17 protein-coding genes are annotated in these 17677 nt (G+C 72.8%); 9 read left to right on the plus strand and 8 right to left on the minus strand.

The window, feature by feature from the left end; all coding sequences use genetic code 11:
- The first annotated feature begins 1 nt into the window (after position 1).
- From DX116_RS06875 to DX116_RS06910, 8 genes are read left to right on the plus strand one after another with little or no spacing between them, the layout of a single operon-like run.
- A complete protein-coding gene (locus tag DX116_RS06875; protein WP_119703393.1) occupies positions 2-1483 on the plus strand; it encodes an aldehyde dehydrogenase family protein in 1482 nt (493 codons plus the stop codon).
- Complete coding sequence (locus tag DX116_RS06880; protein ID WP_119703394.1) at positions 1476-2192, plus strand: GntR family transcriptional regulator; 717 nt, start codon at positions 1476-1478, stop codon at positions 2190-2192. The genes DX116_RS06875 and DX116_RS06880 overlap by 8 nt, the downstream gene beginning before the upstream one ends.
- The gene (locus tag DX116_RS06885; RefSeq protein WP_119703395.1) at positions 2185-3261 is read left to right on the plus strand and encodes an alkene reductase; all 1077 of its coding nucleotides are present in this window, start codon (positions 2185-2187) and stop codon (positions 3259-3261) included. The genes DX116_RS06880 and DX116_RS06885 overlap by 8 nt, the downstream gene beginning before the upstream one ends.
- A 17-nt stretch (positions 3262-3278) precedes the next feature.
- Positions 3279-4016 carry an SDR family NAD(P)-dependent oxidoreductase gene (locus DX116_RS06890; protein ID WP_119703396.1) on the plus strand — a complete coding sequence of 246 codons (738 nt, stop codon included), beginning with the start codon at positions 3279-3281 and terminating at the stop codon, positions 4014-4016.
- Positions 4013-4780, plus strand: a complete 768-nt coding sequence (locus tag DX116_RS06895) for an SDR family NAD(P)-dependent oxidoreductase (RefSeq protein WP_158591920.1) — start codon at positions 4013-4015, stop codon at positions 4778-4780. The genes DX116_RS06890 and DX116_RS06895 overlap by 4 nt, the downstream gene beginning before the upstream one ends.
- 58 nt (positions 4781-4838) lie before the next feature.
- Entirely contained in the window at positions 4839-6242 is a 1404-nt protein-coding gene (locus tag DX116_RS06900) for an FAD-dependent oxidoreductase (protein ID WP_119703398.1), read from the plus strand.
- Positions 6239-7618 (plus strand): MmgE/PrpD family protein, encoded by a 1380-nt coding sequence (locus DX116_RS06905; RefSeq protein ID WP_119703399.1) that lies wholly within the window; start codon positions 6239-6241, stop codon positions 7616-7618. Before DX116_RS06900 ends, DX116_RS06905 begins: the two co-directional genes overlap by 4 nt.
- Positions 7615-9000, plus strand: coding sequence for an MmgE/PrpD family protein (locus DX116_RS06910; protein ID WP_119703400.1), 1386 nt, complete (start codon positions 7615-7617; stop codon positions 8998-9000). Before DX116_RS06905 ends, DX116_RS06910 begins: the two co-directional genes overlap by 4 nt.
- On the opposite strand, the gene DX116_RS06915 is transcribed toward DX116_RS06910, so the two are convergent.
- The 8 genes from DX116_RS06915 to DX116_RS06950 all read right to left on the minus strand — a co-directional run bounded on the left by DX116_RS06915 (position 8936) and on the right by DX116_RS06950 (position 16553).
- Positions 8936-9859, minus strand: a complete 924-nt coding sequence (locus DX116_RS06915; protein ID WP_119703401.1) for a DMT family transporter — start codon at positions 9857-9859, stop codon at positions 8936-8938. The genes DX116_RS06910 and DX116_RS06915 overlap by 65 nt on opposite strands.
- A gap of 111 nt (positions 9860-9970) precedes the next feature.
- Positions 9971-11476, minus strand: coding sequence for a S1C family serine protease (locus DX116_RS06920; RefSeq protein WP_119703402.1), 1506 nt, complete (start codon positions 11474-11476; stop codon positions 9971-9973).
- A gap of 87 nt (positions 11477-11563) precedes the next feature.
- Positions 11564-12967, minus strand: coding sequence for a sensor histidine kinase (locus tag DX116_RS06925; protein WP_233556591.1), 1404 nt, complete (start codon positions 12965-12967; stop codon positions 11564-11566).
- Complete coding sequence (locus DX116_RS06930) at positions 12964-13656, minus strand: response regulator transcription factor (protein WP_119703403.1); 693 nt, start codon at positions 13654-13656, stop codon at positions 12964-12966. Before DX116_RS06930 ends, DX116_RS06925 begins: the two co-directional genes overlap by 4 nt.
- A gap of 67 nt (positions 13657-13723) precedes the next feature.
- Positions 13724-14599: a fructosamine kinase family protein gene (locus DX116_RS06935; protein ID WP_119703404.1), complete on the minus strand. Its 876-nt coding sequence runs from the start codon at positions 14597-14599 to the stop codon at positions 13724-13726.
- A gap of 93 nt (positions 14600-14692) precedes the next feature.
- Complete coding sequence (locus DX116_RS06940) at positions 14693-15187, minus strand: low molecular weight protein-tyrosine-phosphatase (RefSeq protein ID WP_119703405.1); 495 nt, start codon at positions 15185-15187, stop codon at positions 14693-14695.
- Positions 15188-15189: 2 nt separating this feature from the next.
- On the minus strand, positions 15190-15576 hold the full coding sequence (locus tag DX116_RS06945) for a phage holin family protein (RefSeq protein WP_119703406.1): 387 nt from the start codon (positions 15574-15576) through the stop codon (positions 15190-15192).
- Between the two features lie 38 nt (positions 15577-15614).
- Positions 15615-16553 carry an EamA family transporter gene (locus DX116_RS06950; protein WP_119703407.1) on the minus strand — a complete coding sequence of 313 codons (939 nt, stop codon included), beginning with the start codon at positions 16551-16553 and terminating at the stop codon, positions 15615-15617.
- A gap of 44 nt (positions 16554-16597) precedes the next feature.
- Here DX116_RS06950 and hisC point away from each other — a divergent pair, with 44 nt between their 5' ends.
- Entirely contained in the window at positions 16598-17659 is a 1062-nt protein-coding gene (hisC, locus tag DX116_RS06955) for a histidinol-phosphate transaminase (protein ID WP_119703408.1), read from the plus strand.
- Positions 17660-17677 lie beyond the last annotated feature (18 nt).

The following is a 17677-nucleotide window of genomic DNA, read 5'->3' on the forward strand; positions in this document are numbered from 1 at the left end:
CATGACTGTCACACAGACCCCCGTCGACGCCCACGCCCCCATCGAGCACACCCAGCTGCTGATCGGCGGTGAGTTCGTCGACGCCCTCGACGGCAAGGTGTTCGACACCGTCAACCCGTCGACCGGCGAGGTCATCACCCAGGTGGCCGAGGGTAGCGCCGCCGACGTCGACCGCGCCGTGGCCGCCGCCCGTGAGGCCTTCGAGCGCGGCCCCTGGTCGCGCATGAAGCCCAACGAGCGCGCCGCCTGCCTGTGGCGCCTCGGCGACCTGCTGCTCGAGGACGCCGCCGAGATCGGCCGCATCGAGACCCTCGACCAGGGCAAGCCGTACTCGTTCGCGACCGGCGGCGACGTGCCCTCGGCCGCCGGTCTGTTCCACTACATGTCGGGCTTCGCGACCAAGCTTGAGGGCTCGACGATCCCGATCTCGGCCCCCGGCAACTTCCACACCTACACGCGCCGCGAGGCGCTCGGCGTGGTCGGCCTGATCGTGCCGTGGAACTTCCCGCTGACGATCAGCGCCTGGAAGCTGGCCCCGGCGCTCGCGGCGGGCAACACCGTCGTGCTCAAGCCGGCCGAGGCGACGCCGCTGTCGGCGCTGCGCCTGGGCCGGCTGGCCCTCGAGGCGGGCTTCCCGCCCGGCGTCTTCAACGTCGTCAACGGCTACGGGTCGACGGTGGGTCAGCGACTCGCCGAGCACCCCGACGTCGACAAGGTCTCGTTCACGGGATCGACCGCGACGGGTCGCCGCATCCTCGACGCCGCCAAGGGCAACCTGAAGCGCGTCACCCTCGAGCTGGGCGGCAAGAGCGCCAACATCATCTTCCCCGACGCCGACATCGAGGCCGCGATCGCGGGCTCCTCGGCCGGCATCTTCTTCAACGCCGGTCAGGCGTGCGCCGCTGCGTCGCGCCTGTACGTCCACGACGACGTCTACGACGAGGTCATCGCGGGCATGGCCGAGAAGGCTCGCCAGATCAAGGTCGGCGACGGCTTCGACCCGACCAGCGAGATCGGTCCCGTGGCCAGCCGCGAGCACTTCGAGCGCGTCAGCGGCTACCTCGACGTCGGCAAGAACGAGGGCGAGGTCGTCACGGGCGGCGCCCGCATCGGCGACCGCGGCTACTTCATCGAGCCCACGATCTTCGCCGGCGCGACGCAGGACTCCCGCATCATCAAGGAGGAGATCTTCGGCCCGGTCGTCGTGGCCAGCCGGTTCAGCGACACCGACGAGGTCGTCGCGATGGCCAACGACACCCGCTACGGCCTCGCGTCGGGCGTGTGGACGCAGAACGTCGCCACGGCGCACCAGATGGCGGCCCGCATCCAGGCCGGCACCGTGTGGGTCAACTCCTACGGCGTCTTCGACCCGTCGATGCCGTTCGGCGGCATGAAGGAGTCGGGCTGGGGTCGCGAGATGGGTCACGACGTCATGCACGACTACACCGACGTCAAGACGGTGTGCGTCAACATCGATGGCTGACACCTTCCGGCTGGACGGCGTCCTGCCGATCGACCGCAGCAACCTGACCCTGGCCGACAAGGTCGAGGCCCGGGTGCGGCACCAGATCGTCCAGGGCGAACGTCCGACCGGGTCGCGGCTCAACGAGGTCGAGATCGCTGCCGACCTCGGGGTGAGCCGCGGCCCGGTGCGCGAGGCGCTCCAGCGTCTGGCGCACCTCGGCCTGGTCACCCTCGAGTCGCACCGCGGAGCGTTCGTCCGGCGGCTCGACCTCGACGAGGTGCACGAGCTGTTCGAGGTGCGCATCGCCCTGGAGTGCGAGGCCGCCGAGCTGGCGGCCGCGCGCATCGGCGACGACGGCCTGCGCGAGCTCGACCGGTTGCAGGAGGCCACGGTCTCCGAGGTCATCCAGGGCCAGCAGCCCGGCGTGTTCGACACCCTCGACGTCCACGACCTGATCGTGCGGCACGCGGGCAACGTCCGGCTGGCGCAGGCCGTGGCGCAGGTCAACGGCGAGCTGCGCCTGGCGCGGTCGCGGTCGGGGGCGAGCGGTCAGCGCGCCCACGAGGCCGTCGGCGAGCACCGCGAGCTCATCCGCGCGCTCACCTCGCGCGACGGCGAGGGCGCCCGCCTGTCCATGAAGTCACACCTGCAGGCCTCCCTGCAGAACACCCTGCAGATGCTGCGGGCCGCCGAGACGCGTCCCGCCGAAGGAGCCACCCGTGCCTGACACGATCTTCACCCCCTGGAAGCTCGGCCGCGTCGAGCTGGCCAACCGCGTCGTCATGGCCCCCATGACCCGCAACCGTGCCGACGTCGCAGGCGTGCTGCCCGACAGCGCGATCGACTACTACCGGCAGCGGGCGGGCGCCGGCCTGATCGTCAGCGAGGCGACGCAGCCCAGCGCGGCCGGCCAGGGCTACCCCGGCACGCCGGGCATCCACACCGACGAGCAGCAGGCCCAGTGGGCCCGCATCGCGGACGCCGTGCACGAGGCGGGCGGACGCCTGTTCGTGCAGCTGATGCACACCGGACGCATCGGGCACCCGAGCCTGCTGCCCGAGGGCTGCGAGGTGCTGGCGCCCAGCGCCGTCCGCGCCGACCTCGAGGTCACGACGGCCGACGGCGAGACCGTGCCGTGCCCCGAGCCCCGCGCCATGACGACCGACGAGATCACCACGATCGTGCACGACTACGCGTCGGCGGCCGCTCGTGCCGTCGCCGCGGGTGCCGACGGCATCGAGATCCACGCCGCCAACGGCTACCTGCCCCACCAGTTCCTGTCGCCCGGCACCAACGAGCGCACCGACGAGTACGGCGGATCGCCCGCGGGCCGCGCCCGGTTCCTCGTCGAGGTCGCCCGCGCGTGCGCCGACGCGATCGGCGCCGACCGCGTGGGCATCCGCATCTCGCCGGGCGGCCAGTTCAACGACATGCGCGACCGCGACAACGAGGACACCTACCTGACCCTCGTCGACGAGCTCGCCGGCGACGGCTTCGCCTACCTGCACACGCTGCGCGGCCGCACCTCGACGCTGCACGAGGAGCTGCGCCGCCGCTGGCCCACGACGTACGTCGTCAACACCGGCTACATGGGCTCCAGCGAGCTCGACGAGGTGACGCCGATCGTCGAGGACGGTGTCGCCGACCTGGTCAGCGTCGGGCGACTCTTCATCTCCAACCCCGACCTGGTCGAGCGGTGGCGTCTCGGCCTCGAGCGGTCGACGTGGGACGAGGACACCTTCTACACCGGTGGCGACACCGGCTACACCGACTACCCCAGCGCGACCTCGCGCTGACGAAAGGAAGGCACGACATGGTCGATCTCTCAGGCAAGGTGGCCGTCGTCACCGGCGGCGCGTCCGGCATCGGGGCGGCGACGGTCGAGGTGCTGCGAGGAGCGGGCGCGACCGTCGTCGCGTGGGACCTCACCGACGCTCCCGGCGTCGTGGGCACCGACATCACCGACTCCGCGTCGGTGCAGCGCGCGGCCGACGCCGCCGTGGCCGAGCACGGCCAGGTCGACATCCTGGTCAACTGCGCAGGCATCATCACCGCCAACCTGCCGGCCCAGGACGTCGACCCCGACGACTTCCGGCGCACGTACGACGTCAACGTCGTCGGCACCTTCAACACCAGCAAGGCGCTGTACGCGACCCTCAAGGCGTCCGGCACGGGCGCGATCGTCAACGTCGCCTCGCAGGCGGCGCTCGTGAGCCTGCCCGACCAGTCGGCGTACTCGGCGTCGAAGGGTGCCGTCGCCGCCCTCACGCGGTCGCTCGCGATCGACTGGGCCCCCGACAACATCCGTGTCAACGCGGTCTGCCCCGGCTTCACGCTCACGCCGATGGCCAAGCAGCAGATGACCCCCGAGCTCGACGCCGCCGTGTCGGCCCGCGTGCCCCTGGGCCGCATGTTCGAGCCCGAGGAGATCGGCCAGACGATCGCGTACCTGGCGTCGTCGTGGTCGTCGGCCGTGACCGGTGTCGTGATGGCGGTCGACGGCGGATGGACCGCGGGCCAGCCCGCGCTGCCCATGGGCGGTGCCTCGTGACGGGACGCCTCGACGGCAAGATCGCCTGGGTCTCGGGCGCCAGCTCGGGCATCGGGCGCGGTGCGGCCGAGCGCCTCGGCGCCGACGGCGCCACGGTCGTGCTGCTGGGCCGCGACGAGCAGCGGCTCGCCGAGGCGGCCCAGGCGTCCGGCCCGAGTGCCGTGACGGCGGCCTTCGACGTCGCCTCGCAGGACGACGTCGACGCGCACGTGCCGGGCCTGCTCGAGCAGCACGGCGCGCCCGACGTGGTGGTGCACGCCGCGGGCATCACGGTGGTGGGAGCCCTTGACGCGCTCAGCCCGCAGGAGTGGCACCACCAGATGGACGTCAACCTGACCAGCCTGTTCCTGCTCAACCGTCACCTGTGGCCCGCCATGGTGCCGCGCGGCGGCTCGGTCATCACGCTGGGCTCGACGGCGTCGTTCGCCGGGTTCCCGCAGGACGCCGCGTACGTCGCCTCGAAGGGCGCGATCCTCGCCATGACCAAGGCGATGGCGCTCGACGGCGGCCCGCACGGCATCCGCGTCAACTCGGTCTGCCCCGGCTTCATCCTGACGCCCAACCTGCAGGGCTACTTCGACGCGCAGGACGACCCGGCCGGTGCCGCGGCCGGCGCCGGCGCCGCAGCCCCCCTCGGCAGGATGGGGAGCCCGGCCGACATCGCCGGCGCCATCTCGTACCTCGCCTCCGACGACGCCTCGTTCGTCACCGGCACGTCGATCCTGGTCGACGGCGGGTTGATGGCCAAGGTGCCGACGGCCTGAGCCGTCACCGTCTGACATCGTTGCCGCCGGCCCGTGGGCCGGTTCGAAAGGAATCACCATGACCTCCACACCTGCTCAGCCCGCCCACCCGGACGACATCGAGGTCGACGTGGACGTCGTCGTCGTGGGCGCCGGCGGCGGCGGTCTCGCCGCCGCCCTCGCAGCATCCGACGCCGGGGCGTCGGTCGTCGTGCTCGAGAAGCTCGACGCGCCCGGCGGCAACACGGCGCTGTCGACGGGATCCATCCCGGCCGCGGGGTCGCGCTTCCAGAGCGAGGCGGGGGTCGACGACGACCCCGACCGCATGACCGCCGACCTGCTGCGCCAGAGCGGCCCGCACGAGGCCGAGCACCTGACCCGGCGCCTCGCCGAGACGTCGGCCTCGCTGGTCGAGTGGCTGGTCGACGACCACCAGGTCGCCCTGGCGCTCATCACCGACTACAAGCACGTGGGGCACTCCGTCACGCGCCTGCACGCGCCGGTCTCGCGCCGGGGCATCGACCTGTCGAACGACCTGGTGGCCGCGTGCCGCCGCGCCGGGGTCGACGTCGTGACGGGCAACCCCGTCACCGAGCTGGTGGTCGAGGACGGCGTCGTGCGCGGCGTGGTCGTCGAGGGTGACCGCACCGAGCGCTACGTCATCCGGGCCCGGGCCGTCGTGCTCGCGGCCAACGGATTCGCGGCCAACCGCGAGCTCGTGCAGCGGTGGGCCCCCGAGCTGGCCGGGCTGGAGTACTTCGGTGCCCACGGCTCGACGGGCGAGGCGATCGAGTGGGGCGTCGAGCTCGGCGGACGGCTGCGCAACCAGGCGGCCTTCCAGGGCTACGCCGCCGTGGCGTACCCGCACGGCTCGATCCTGTCGTGGACGACGGTCGAGAAGGGCGGCGTGCTGGTCGACGCCCGCGGCGTGCGGCTCGGCGACGAGATCGTCGGCTACTCCGGCTTCGCCACCGAGGTGCTCGGCGGCACCGCGCCGATCTGGGCCGTCTACGACAGCCGCATCCGCGACATCACCCTGCGCGAGGACGAGTTCGCCGACCTGGTCGCGATGGGCGGTGCCAAGGAGTGCGCGACGATCGACGAGCTCGCCGCCGTGGTCGGCGTCGATGCCGAGGCACTGCGGGCGACCCTCGACGACTACGCCGCCGCGGCCCGCGGCGAGCAGGTCGACACCCACGGCCGCACCGACTTCGGGCTGGCGCCGCTCGAGGCGCCGTACGTCGCGTCCCGCGTCTCGCCCGGTCTCTTCCACACGCAGGGCGGCCTCGACGTCGACCTCGACGGACGCGTCGTGCGCGAGGACGGCGGCACGGTGCCGGGTCTCTTCGCGGTCGGCGGCGTCGCCGCGGGCGTCAGCGGCCAGCAGGGCGGGCGGGGCTACTCGTCCGGCAACGGGCTGCTGACGGCGGTCGGTCTCGGCCGGCTCGCCGGTGCGGCTGCCGCGGCCGAGGTGCCTGCGTGACGACGGTGCCCGAGGGCTGGTCGGCCTGGCGCGAGCGGCTGGTCGCGCGCATCGACGCGGTCGACGCCACGACCTTGCTCGCCGACGACCGGCTGCGCAGCAAGGCCGCCCTCGTCGTGATGGACGACCTGGCCGCGATGCTGGTCGGTGCCACGCACCCCGAGGTCGTCGAGCTCGGCCGGGCGTTCTCGTCGCCCAGCTCGCCCGGCGAGGCCACCACGGTGCTGGGCGGCCGCGGTGCGCGCGACAAGACCGCAGCCCTCAACGCCGCTGCCTGCGGGTGGGACGAGCTCGACGAGGGCTACCGTCCGGCCACGTGCCACGGCGGTCTCTACACCGTCCCGGCCGCCGCGGCCGAGGGCGAGGCCACCGGCCGGACGGTCGGCGACGTGCTGGCCGCCGTCGTGGTGGGCTACGAGGTCGTGACGGCCTTCGCGCGGGCCTTCCCCGCGCCCAAACCGCTCGTGCTGCACCCGCACGCGACCCTCTCGCCGATCGGTGCGGCGGCCGCCGTGGCGTGGTTGCGCACCGGATCGGGCGAGGCCGTGCTGGCCGCGGTCGACGTGGCGGCGACCCTGTCGATGTCGGGACCCTTCAGCCACGCGGTCTCCGGTGCGCAGGTGCGCAACGCCTGGGCCGGTGCCGGCGCGGTGCTCGGCTTCCTCGCCGTCGACCTCGCCACGGCCGGCCTGAACGGCGAGCCGACGGGAGCCGTCGACGTCTTCGCGGCGGGCTACGGGCAGGCCGCCGACGACGCGGAGATCGCCGGGCGCGACGAGCCCACGCCGTGGGCGATCCTCGACGGCTACCACAAGGTCTACGCGGCCTGCCAGTACACGCACTCGGCGCTCGAGGCGGCTCTCGAGCTGGCGCACGGCGACCTGGCCGACGTCCCCAGCGCCGACATCGCCGAGGTCGTCGTCGAGACGCACCCCCTCGCCTACTCGCTCGACAACGCCGATCCGTCCACGACGCTCGCGGGCAAGTTCTCGCTGCCGCACGTCGTGGGCGCGGTGCTGGCGTCGGGACGCACCGATCCGTCGGTGTTCGACGAGTCGCTGCTGCACGACCAGACCGTCGCGCGGCTGCGCGGCCTGGTGCGGATCGCGGCCTTCGACCCGTTGCCGGAGGCGCCTCACGACCGTCCGGCGCGGGTCACGGTGCGACGCGCCGACGGCTCGTCGTCCGAGGTCGTCGTGCTGAGCGCCGTCGGCGGACCCGACCGTCCGCTCGAGCAGCAGCAGGTCCTCGACAAGATCGCCGACCTCACCTCGGCCGCGCCGGCGTTCGCCCCGCTGGCGCGTGCGCTCGTCGCGGGTCGAGAGCTCGACGCCCGCCCGTGGCACGACCTCGTCACCGAGGCGTGGCAGCGATGACGGCACCGTCCGGCCTCACCAGCGAGCTCGTCCGCCGCGCCCGCGCCCTGCACGGACGTCTGCCCGACGAGGTCATGGCCTCGGCCCGCCTGCACCTGCTCGACGCGATCGGCGTGGGTGCGCTCGGCGCACGCAGCGGGCCCCTGCACGGACTCGACCGCGTCGCCACCGGCGCCCACGCGGGCGGACGCTCGACGGTGCTCGGCTCCGGCGCCTCCGCCCCGGCCTCCGTGGCGGCGCTGGTCAACGGCTCCTACATCCACTCGCTCGAGTTCGACGACACGCACGTCGGCTCGGTCATGCACGGCAGCGCCACCCTGGCGGCTGCGGCGCTCGCGGTGGCGCAGGACGCCGACCTCGGGGGCGCCGCGATGCTCTCGGCGTACGCGCTGGGCTGGGAGGCGATCATCCGCATGGGCCTCGCGAGCCCGGGCACGTTGCAGGCCCGAGGCTTCCAGACCACGTCGGCCGCCGGCCCGTTCGCGGCGGCGCTGGTCTCGTCGCTGCTGCTCGACGATCCCGAGGACGTCGCTGTGTCCGCGCTGGGCATCGCCGGCAGCATGCCCGGCGGCACCTTCGCCTTCCTCGCCGAGGGCGACACCGTCAAGGCGGGCCAGCCGGCCTGGGCCGCGCACTCGGGCCTGTGGGCCGCCGAGCTCGCCCGTGCCGGCATGACGGGCCCGTCCCGCGTGCTCGAGGGCGACTGGGGCTTCTTCGCGCTCTACGCCGACGACCCCGGCGCCCCGGCGCGCCTGGCCGACGAGCTGACGACGCTCGGCGATCGCTGGCACCTGCCCGATGCGGCCTTCAAGATGATCCCCTGCTGCCACTTCATCCATCCGTTCGTCGAGGCTCTCGGCGAGGTGCTCGACGGTGGCGTGCGGGCCGACGACATCGCGTCGATCCACTGCCACGTGCCGCGGGGCGCCGTGCCCGTCATCGCCGATCCGTGGTCCGATCGGCAGTCGCCGCGCACCCCGCACGACGCGCGCTGGAGCCTGCCGTACGTGCTGGCCGGTCGTGCCGTCGACGGGCACGTCGCCCTCGACCTGTTCTCGGACCCGATCGGGGGCGCGAGGCTCGACCTGTCGCGCCGCATCACCCACGAGGTGTGGGACGACTCGGGCTTCCCAGCGCGGTTCCCGGCCCGTCTGCGGGTCACGCTGATGGGCGGACGCACGATCGACGCGTCCGTGGACGACGTCCTCGGGGGTGCGGGGCGACCGGTCCCGGCCCGCGACGTGCTGGCCAAGGCCCGCGCGAACCTGACGGCTGCCGGCCTGGGCGCCGAGCAGGTCGATCAGGTGGTGGCCGAGCTCATCGACGCTCCCGATCCTGACCTGCGACGACTGGCTGGGGCGCTCGGCGCCGCAGCCGGGTGATGGCGACGCCGACGAGGCACAGCGCGCCGCCGACGAACGAGAGGGCGGCCGGCACCTCGTCGAGCACGATCCACGAGATCGCGGTGGCCACGGCCGGCACGAGGTAGGTCGTCGAGGCGGCCTGGCCGGCCGAGATGCGTCGCAGGGCGTACGACCAGGTGGTGAAGCCGACGGCGGTCGGGAAGACGCCGAGGTACAGCAGCCACAGCAGGTCCTCGCCGGAGGCAGACCGCACCCCGTCGACCAGGCCCGGCGCGAAGGGCAGGCACGCCACGGCGCCGATCACGCAGCCGAGCCACACGCACACGACGGGGCTGACGAAGGCCAGCGCCGGCTTCTGCACCAGCGCCCCGACGGCGTACAGCACGGCGGCGAGGACGCACAGCACGACGCCGCCGGTGGTCGTCGTGGCCGTGGCCGTGGGGTCGTGGTCGGGGCTGAGCGCGATGAGCGCCACCCCGCCGAAGGCCACGACCATGCCGACGATCAGCGGGCGCGGAAAGCCCTCCTTCAGCACGAAGCCCGCCATCAGGGCGACGAGGGCCGGGGCGATGTTGACGATCAGCGCCGTCGTGCCGGCGTCGAGATCGCGCTCGGCGGCGTTGAGGGCGACGTTGTAGCCGACCGACCACGTCAGGGCGTACACCGCGACCAGCAGCAGCCCCCGCCCGCGCGGCAGCGTCCGGACGCTCGGACGGGCGAAGAGCGTCAGGGCCGCCGCCCCGATGACGAGCCGGCCGAGCGTGAGCGATCCGGGGGAGTAGGTGTCGCCCACGGCGCGGATGCCGACGAAGGCCGAGGCCCACAGCACCACGGTGGTCAGCAGGGCGACGAGCGAGAGGTCACGGTCTGTCTTCACGCCATCACGCTAGTGGGCACAGCGCTCCACCACTCGCGGGATTCGGACGTGCACGCCGCGAACGGCGAAGGGCCCCGATCGGATGATCGGGGCCCTTCGGGGTGGCGACGGCTACTGCGTGGGCGTGCCGCCGTCGGAGCCGAGGGTCACCTCGGTCTTGTTCTTCTGGCCGTCACGGGTGTAGCCGACCGTGACCTTCTCGCCGGGGTTGAAGCCGCGGACCGCGGCGACCAGCGCCTCCGAGCTGGGGACCACGGCGCCGTTGACCGACGTGATGACGTCGCCCTCCTTCAGGCCGGCCTTCGCGCCGGCGCCATCGGCGGTGAGGCTCTTGACCTGCGCGCCGATGCCCGTGATGCCGTCGGTGCCGAGGAAGCTGTCGACCGTGACGCCGATCTGGGCGTGGGCGACGGTCTTGCCCGCCAGCAGCTGCTTGGCGACATTCTTGGCCAGGTCGACCGGGATCGCGAAGCCGAGGCCGATGGATCCTGCCTCGCCCGACGTCGTGCCGCCCGAGCGGATCGCCGAGTTGATCGCGATGACCCGTCCCTGCAGGTCGACCAGCGGCCCGCCCGAGTTGCCCGGGTTGATCGCGGCATCGGTCTGCACGGCGGGGAACGTCGTGCGCTCGCCGCCCGAGCCGTCGCTGGACGAGACGGGACGGTTGAGTGCCGAGACGATGCCCTGCGTGACGGTGCTCTCGAGGCCGAACGGCGAGCCGATCGCGACGACCTCCTGGCCCACCTTGAGGGTGGACGAGGTGCCGAGCGTGGCCGGGGTGAGATCGCTCTTGCCCTCGGCCTTGATGACGGCCAGGTCGGTCTTGGGATCGGTGCCGATGATCTCGGCCTTGGCGTTGGTGCCGTCGTTGAAGGCGACCGTGATGATCCCGTTGTCGCCGGCGACCGCGACCACGTGGTTGTTGGTCAGGATCTCGCCGTCGTCGCTGATGATGATGCCCGTGCCGGAGCCGGACTCCTGGCCGCCCTTGACGTTGATCTGCACGACCGACGGCAGCACCTTGTTGGCGACCTGCTCGACGGTGCCGGCGGGCACGTTGGTCTGCGTGGCCTTGTTGCTGGTGTCGAGCGAGCTGACGGTCGTGCCGTCGCCACCGTCGTCCTGCTGGTTGAAGGCCCAGGCTCCGCCATAGCCGGCGCCCGCCGCGAGCACGAGGAACGCCAGGCCGCCGGCGACGACGCGACCGCCGCGCCGCGGACGGGAGGTCGTCGCGGCTGCGCCGTGGTGGCCGGCGCCCGCCGCTGCATAGGCGGGAGCCGCGAAGGCCGGGGCGGCGAAGGACGCGGTCGGCTCGTGATCGCCGTAGGTGGCGGCCGGCTCGGGCTGCGACGGGTAGCGGTGGGTGAAGTCGTCGGCCGGAGGAGGCGGAGGAGTGGCCGATTGCACGGGCTCGGCGACGGGAGGGGCCGGGGGCGCGGGGGGTGCCTGGGCAGGGACCTCGACCGTGGGCTCGTGGTCGGTGGGCGACGGCGTCGCGTCGTCGTGCGGCGTCGAGGCAGCGGGGGGCTGCTGTGCCGCGGGCGTGGCGTCTGCGCCGTCCTGACCCGTGGGAGGGGTGTAGGGACGCTCGGCGAACGGATCGTGCGAATCGGTCATGGAAGTAGATTCTCGCTCATCACTGAGACAGGTCTGAGATTGCCGTGTGATCGCTCGAAGAAGCGGCGTCCTGCGAGATCGTCCGCGTCAGGTCAGCTCGTTCGCGGCGGCCTCGGGGAGCACCAGCGTGAACGTCGTGCCGCTGCCCGGGGCCGAGGTCACGTCGACCGTGCCGCCGTGCCGCTCGGCGGCCCGCTTGACGATCGACAGCCCCAGTCCTGATCCGGGCAGGGTGCGCGCCTCGCTCGAGCGGTAGAAGCGGTCGAAGATGTGCGGCAGGTCCTGCTCGTTGATGCCGGCACCGTCGTCGGCGACGGTCAGCACGCCGCCGGCCAGCCGCACGCGGATCTCGCCGTCGGGCGGGCTCCACTTGGCGGCGTTGTCGAGCAGGTTGGTCACGGCCCGCTCGAGCAGCTGCGGCTCGCCGATGACCATCCACGGCGACAGGTCGACGTCGATGTGCACGTCCTGCGCCCGAAGGCGCACGCGGTAGACCGCCTGGTTGACGACGTCGGCGAAGTCGAGGGGTGCCGGGTCGCGGGTCATGGGCTCGTCGCGGGCCAGCTCGACGAGGTCGCCCACGAGGGTCGTGAGCTCCTCGAGCTGGGCGCGGACGTCGCCCATGATCTCGTGCCGCTGGTCGTCGGTGAGGCTGCGCTCGGCGTTGTCTGCGGCCTGGCCGATCAGCTCGATGTTGGTGCGCAGGCTCGTGAGCGGCGTGCGCAGCTCGTGACCCGCGTCGGCCACGAGCTGACGCTGGCGCTCCTGCGAGGCGTCGAGCGCCACCAGCATCGCGTTGAACGAGGTCGTGAGGCGGGCGAGCTCGTCGCTGCCCCTGACCTCGATGGGGGTCAGGTCGGTCGTGCGGGCGACGTGCTCGGTGGCCTCGGTCAGGCGCCGCACCGGTCGCAGGCCGTTGGTCGCGACGGCCCACCCCGCGAGGCCGGCCAGCACGACGCCGGCGGTGCTCGCCAGCAGCAGGATGATCTTGAGCCGCTCGAGCGCGTCGCGGTTGGACTCCATCGACTGCACCAGCACCAGGGCCCGGCCCTTGTAGGCGGGCACGGCCACGACACGGTGCGGGACGCCCTGGATCGTCACGGTGCGTGCCGAGACCTTGCGCTCGCCGATGGAGACCTCGAGCTCGCGGTATCCCTTGAGCTTGGCGTACTCCGACGAGTCGTTCTGGACGTTGCCGATGAGCTGGCCCGACTGGACGATGAACGGCTGGATCCCGATGTAGGCGAGGGCATTGGTCGAGGGATCGCTGAGGAGCGGCTCGTTGATCCCGGCGCTGACGGCGGCGTTGGCGCGCCGGATCATGGAGTCGTCGAGCGAGCTGGTGAACTCGGCGCGCACCGTGACGAACACGACGGCGCTGACCATGCCGAGGGTCATCGCGACGGCGACGGTCGTCAGCACCGCGACGCGCAGGGCCAGCGACATGCGCCGGCTGATCTTCTGCAGCGCGCGGTGGCCCGCGTCGATCACGGGGGAGTCTCGCGCAGGACGTACCCGACGCCGCGCACGGTGTGCAGCAGGCGGGGCTCGCCCTCGGCCTCGAGCTTGCGCCGGACGTAGCCGACGTACACCTCGAGCGAGTTGGCGGTGGTCGGGAAGTCGAAGCCCCAGACCTCCTCGAGGATGAACGACCGCTCGAGCACCCGCTTGGGCCGCTGCAGGAACAGCTCGAGCAGCGCGAACTCGGTGCGCGTGAGCGAGAGCGACCGGTTGCCCCGGGTGACGTCGCGCGTCACGGGATCGAGCGACAGATCGGCGAACGTCAGGGGCTTCTCGTCGGGCTCGACCTGGGCGGCGCGGCTCGATCGGCGCAGCAGCGAGCGCACGCGGGCGAGCAGCTCCTCGAGGGCGAACGGCTTGGTGAGGTAGTCGTCGGCCCCCGCGTCGAGCCCGTCGACGCGGTCGGAGACGGCGTCACGGGCGGTGAGCACCAGGATCGGCACGTCGTTGCCGGCGCCGCGGAGCGCCCGGGTGGCCTCGAGGCCGTCGAGCCGCGGCATCATGACGTCCATGATGATCGCGTCGGGGTCGATCTGGGGCACGCGGGCGAGCGCCTCGGCACCGTCGGAGGCGAGCTCGACGGTGTAGCCGTTGAACTCGAGCGATCGTCGGAGCGAGTCGCGGACGGCACGGTCGTCGTCGACGACAAGGATGCGCATGGGCCCAGTCTGCCCGGCATGCCTGAGATCGCGCTGAAAGACGCCCCGAACGGCTCGGCGGCCCCGGTCAGGCGGTGCGGCCGGCGAGCAGGTCCTTGGCGGCCGATGCGGCTCGGGCGCCGTAGGTGCCGCCGAACAGCACCGAGTGCACCAGCAAGGGGTGCAGCTGGTGCAGTGCCAGGCGCTCGTGCCAGCCGTCGGCGAGCGGCGCGGCCTCGTCGTAGGCGTCGAGGATGCGCTGCAGGTGCGGTGCGCCGAACAGCGAGAGCATCGCCAGGTCGGTCTCGCGGTGACCGCCGTGGGCGGCGGGGTCGATGACCCACACGTCGCCGTCGGCGCCCCAGACGAGGTTGCCCGACCAGAGGTCGCCGTGGATGCGCGCGGGCGGCTCGGCGGGCCCGGCGAGGTCGTGGATGCGGCGCATCGCCGACTCGATCGTGGCGGCCTCGTCGATCGTCAGCGAGCCGCGGTCGACGGCGGCGCGGACGTACGGCATGACGCGCCGCGACGCGAAGAACTCGGGCCAGCTCGGCAGCGTGCGGTTGGGCAGCGGGGCCATGCCGATGTAGCCGTCGCGCGGGCCGCCGAACGTCTCGGCCCCGGCGCGGTGCGTGGCGGCGAGGCTGCGGCCGAACCGCTCGGCGAGATCGGTGGTCGGCTTGCCCGGCTCGACCCAGTCGAGCACCAGGCAGTCGTCGGCGACCGCGAGCACCTGGGGTGTCCTGGCGCCGCCGGCCTCGGCCAGCCAGCGGAGACCTTCGGCCTCGCGCTCGAAGAAGCCCGCAGGCGCATGGGGGCGCGTCTTGATGATCGCGCCGCGGCCGTCGGTCAGGCGCAGGCGGGTGGACGTGCAGATGTCACCACCGGCCACCGGGGTCGTCGAGACGACGCCGAGGCCGAGGAGCGTCTCCGCCCGGGCGGCGGTCCCTGCCATGCGTGCCATGACCCAGACGTTACCGGCTCGCCACTCACCCGAACGACGTCTGCGGACTTCCGCACCGATTCGGCGCGGGTCTTCGGTGCCCTGGTCGGCGGATCAGAGCTGGTCGCGAAGCAGCTCGGGCAGGCGGTCGACGAGGCCGTCGGTGGTGCGCTCGACCATGGCCAGGACGTCGCGGAAGCCGTCGGCCCCGCCGTACCAGGGATCGGGCACCTCGTCGTCGTCGCGGGCCTCGGGGTCGAACGCGCGGAACATGCGCACGTGCCCCTCGCGCAAGCCGGCGGCAGGAGCCTGGTCGACGATGTCGGCGAGGTTGCTGCGATCCATCGCGAGCACGAGGTCGTTCTCGGCGAACCAGTCGGCCGAGAACGTCCGCGCGCGGTGGCGGGACGGGTCGTAGCCGGCGTCGCGCAGCACGGCAGCGGCGCGCCGGTCCATCGGCTCGCCCACGTGCCACCCTCCGGTGCCGGACGAGCTGACCTCGACCCGGTCGTCGAGGCCGGCGCGCGCCAGGCGGTCGTCGAGCACGACGTGGGCGATGGGCGAGCGGCAGATGTTGCCGAGGCACACCAGCGCGATGCGGTACGTCACGGTCAGTCGCGAGAGCCCACGAAGGCGCCGACGATGCTCTGGCTCACCGAGATGACGATCGAGGCCAGCACGGCCCACCAGAAGCCGTCGATGTGGAAGACGACGTCGAAGGCGTCGGTGATGCGCTCGGTGAGCAGCAGCAGGAGGGCGTTGATGACCAGCAGCGCGAGGCCGAGGGTCAGGATGATGAACGGCAGCGACAGGACCTTGATGATCGGCCCGACGAGGCTGTTGACGAGGGTGAAGACCAGCGCGACGACGAGCACGGCGACGATGCGCGTGGCGTCGGACTCGCTGGGGTCGCCGATCGCCATGTGGGTGCCCAGCAGCCAGGCGGCGACGGACAGCGCGACGGCGCTGACGATCCAGGTCGAGAGAAAGCGCTCCATCGGACGATTGTCGCATCCGGGCCCGACCAGGGGCCCGCCTACGGGGCGGGGATGGTCAGCTCGACCCTGCGGGACGTCTGCGCGAGCACGATGCCGGCCAGGACGGCGACCGCGCCCACGACCTGCACCGCGGTCAGCGACTCGCGGAACCAGGCCCAGCCGAGCACCACGGCGATGACGGGCTCGAGCATCGCGACGACCGTCACGATGGTGGCGGGCAGGTGGCGCAGGGCGAGCATCCCGAGGAAGAACGGCACGACGGTGCCGAGCACCACGACCACCGCGATGACCAGCCACGGGTCGACCGAGATGCCGTCGAGCCGGCCCAGCCCGTCGGTCGTGGCGGGCAGATCGGGCGTGGTCCAGATCGGCTGCACGAGGTTCATCGCGACGGTCGCCGCGACGAACGCCCACAGGATCACCCGCAGCGGGTCGTCGACGCCCACGTTGTGCTCGCCGAGCAGGAAGTAGGTCGCGAAGCAGACCGCGGCCAGCAGCGCCATCACGACCCCGAGGCCGTCGAAGGCCAGCCCGTTCCACACCCGGCTCACGACGGCGAGGCCCGCGACGGCGAGCGCGACCGCGGCCCACATGCGCGGGCGCACGGGCTCGTGCCGGACGAAGCGCACCCACAGGACGACGAGCACCGGGGCGAGGTACTCGATCAGCAGGGCGATGCCGAGCGGCAGACGGTCGATCGCGACGTTGTAGGTCAGCTGCAGCCCGAGGACGCCGACGAGTCCCAGCGCGATCACGAGCATCAGCGCCGTGCCGCGCGGGCGGACCAGGGCCGAGCGGCGGAAGCACGCGGCGTAGGCCGCGAAGACGAGGGTGGCGCCCGTGATGCGCAGCGTCGTGAACGACTCGGGGCTGAGCCCTGCGCCCATCGCGACCCGCGAGACGCCGCCGTTGACGCCGAACAGCACGGCGACGGTGATGATGAGCGCGTAGCCGAGGCGCGGGTTGGGGTGCGGCACGCGCTGATTCTGTCAGGCGTCCGCGGCGCGGATAGTCTCGGCGCATGACGACACCCCGCGCGCGGCAGGCTCTCGACGGCATCCCGGTGTACCGGCCCGGCAAGGCGGCCCTGAGCGACGACCACAAGCTGTCGAGCAACGAGAACCCGTTCCCGCCGCTGCCCGGCGTCATGGAGCGCGCCGCGGCCGAGCTGGGTCGGATGAACCGGTACCCCGACGCCGGCATGACCGATCTGTACGAAGCGCTGTCGGCACGGTTCGGCCTGCCGGTCGACCACTTCGCGGCCGGCACCGGCTCGGTCGCCGTCCTGTTCGCGCTGCTCAGCGCCCACCTCGAGCCCGGCGACGAGATCGTCTACGCGTGGCGCTCGTTCGAGGCCTACCCGATCGCCGCCGACCTGACGGGTGCGACGACCGTGCGGGTGCCCCTGCGTCCCGACGCGACGCACGACCTCGACGCGATGGCGGCGGCGGTCACCGAGCGCACCAAGGTCGTGCTCGTGTGCACCCCCAACAACCCCACCGGCCCGGTCGTGACGGCCGAGGCGCTGACGGGCTTCCTCGCGTCCGTCCGCGACGACGTGCTGGTCGTCGTCGACGAGGCGTACGTCGAGTTCGTCCGCGACCCGCTGGCCGCCAGCGGTCTGGCGCTGCTGGCCGAGCACCCCAACGTCGTCGTGCTGCGGACCTTCTCGAAGGCGTACGGCCTGGCCGGCCTGCGGGTGGGCTACGCGATCGCCCGCCCCGAGGTGGCCGTGGCGATCCGCAAGGCGACGCCGCCGTTCGCCGTCACCGACCTCTCGCAGGCCGCTGCCGTGGCCTCGTTGCAGTCGCACGACGAGCTCGATCGCCGGGTCGACGCGATCGTCGAGGCACGGGTGGCGATGGTCGACGCCCTGCGGGCGCAGGGCTGGGACGTGCCCGACACCGAGGCCAACTTCGTGTGGCTGCCGCTGGGCGACGACGCGCTCGACTTCGCGGCCGCCTGCGACCCGGTGTCGGTGCGTCCGTTCGCCGGCGAGGGCGTGCGGGTCAGCATCGGGTCGCCCGAGGTCAACGCCCAGCTGCTGTCGATCGCCGGCGCGTGGAGGTCTGCCCGCCGCTGACTGGATCGATGGGGTGGT

The sequence above is a fragment of the Aeromicrobium endophyticum genome (genome assembly GCF_003586285.1).
Classification (GTDB): Bacteria; Actinomycetota; Actinomycetes; order Propionibacteriales; family Nocardioidaceae; genus Aeromicrobium; species Aeromicrobium endophyticum.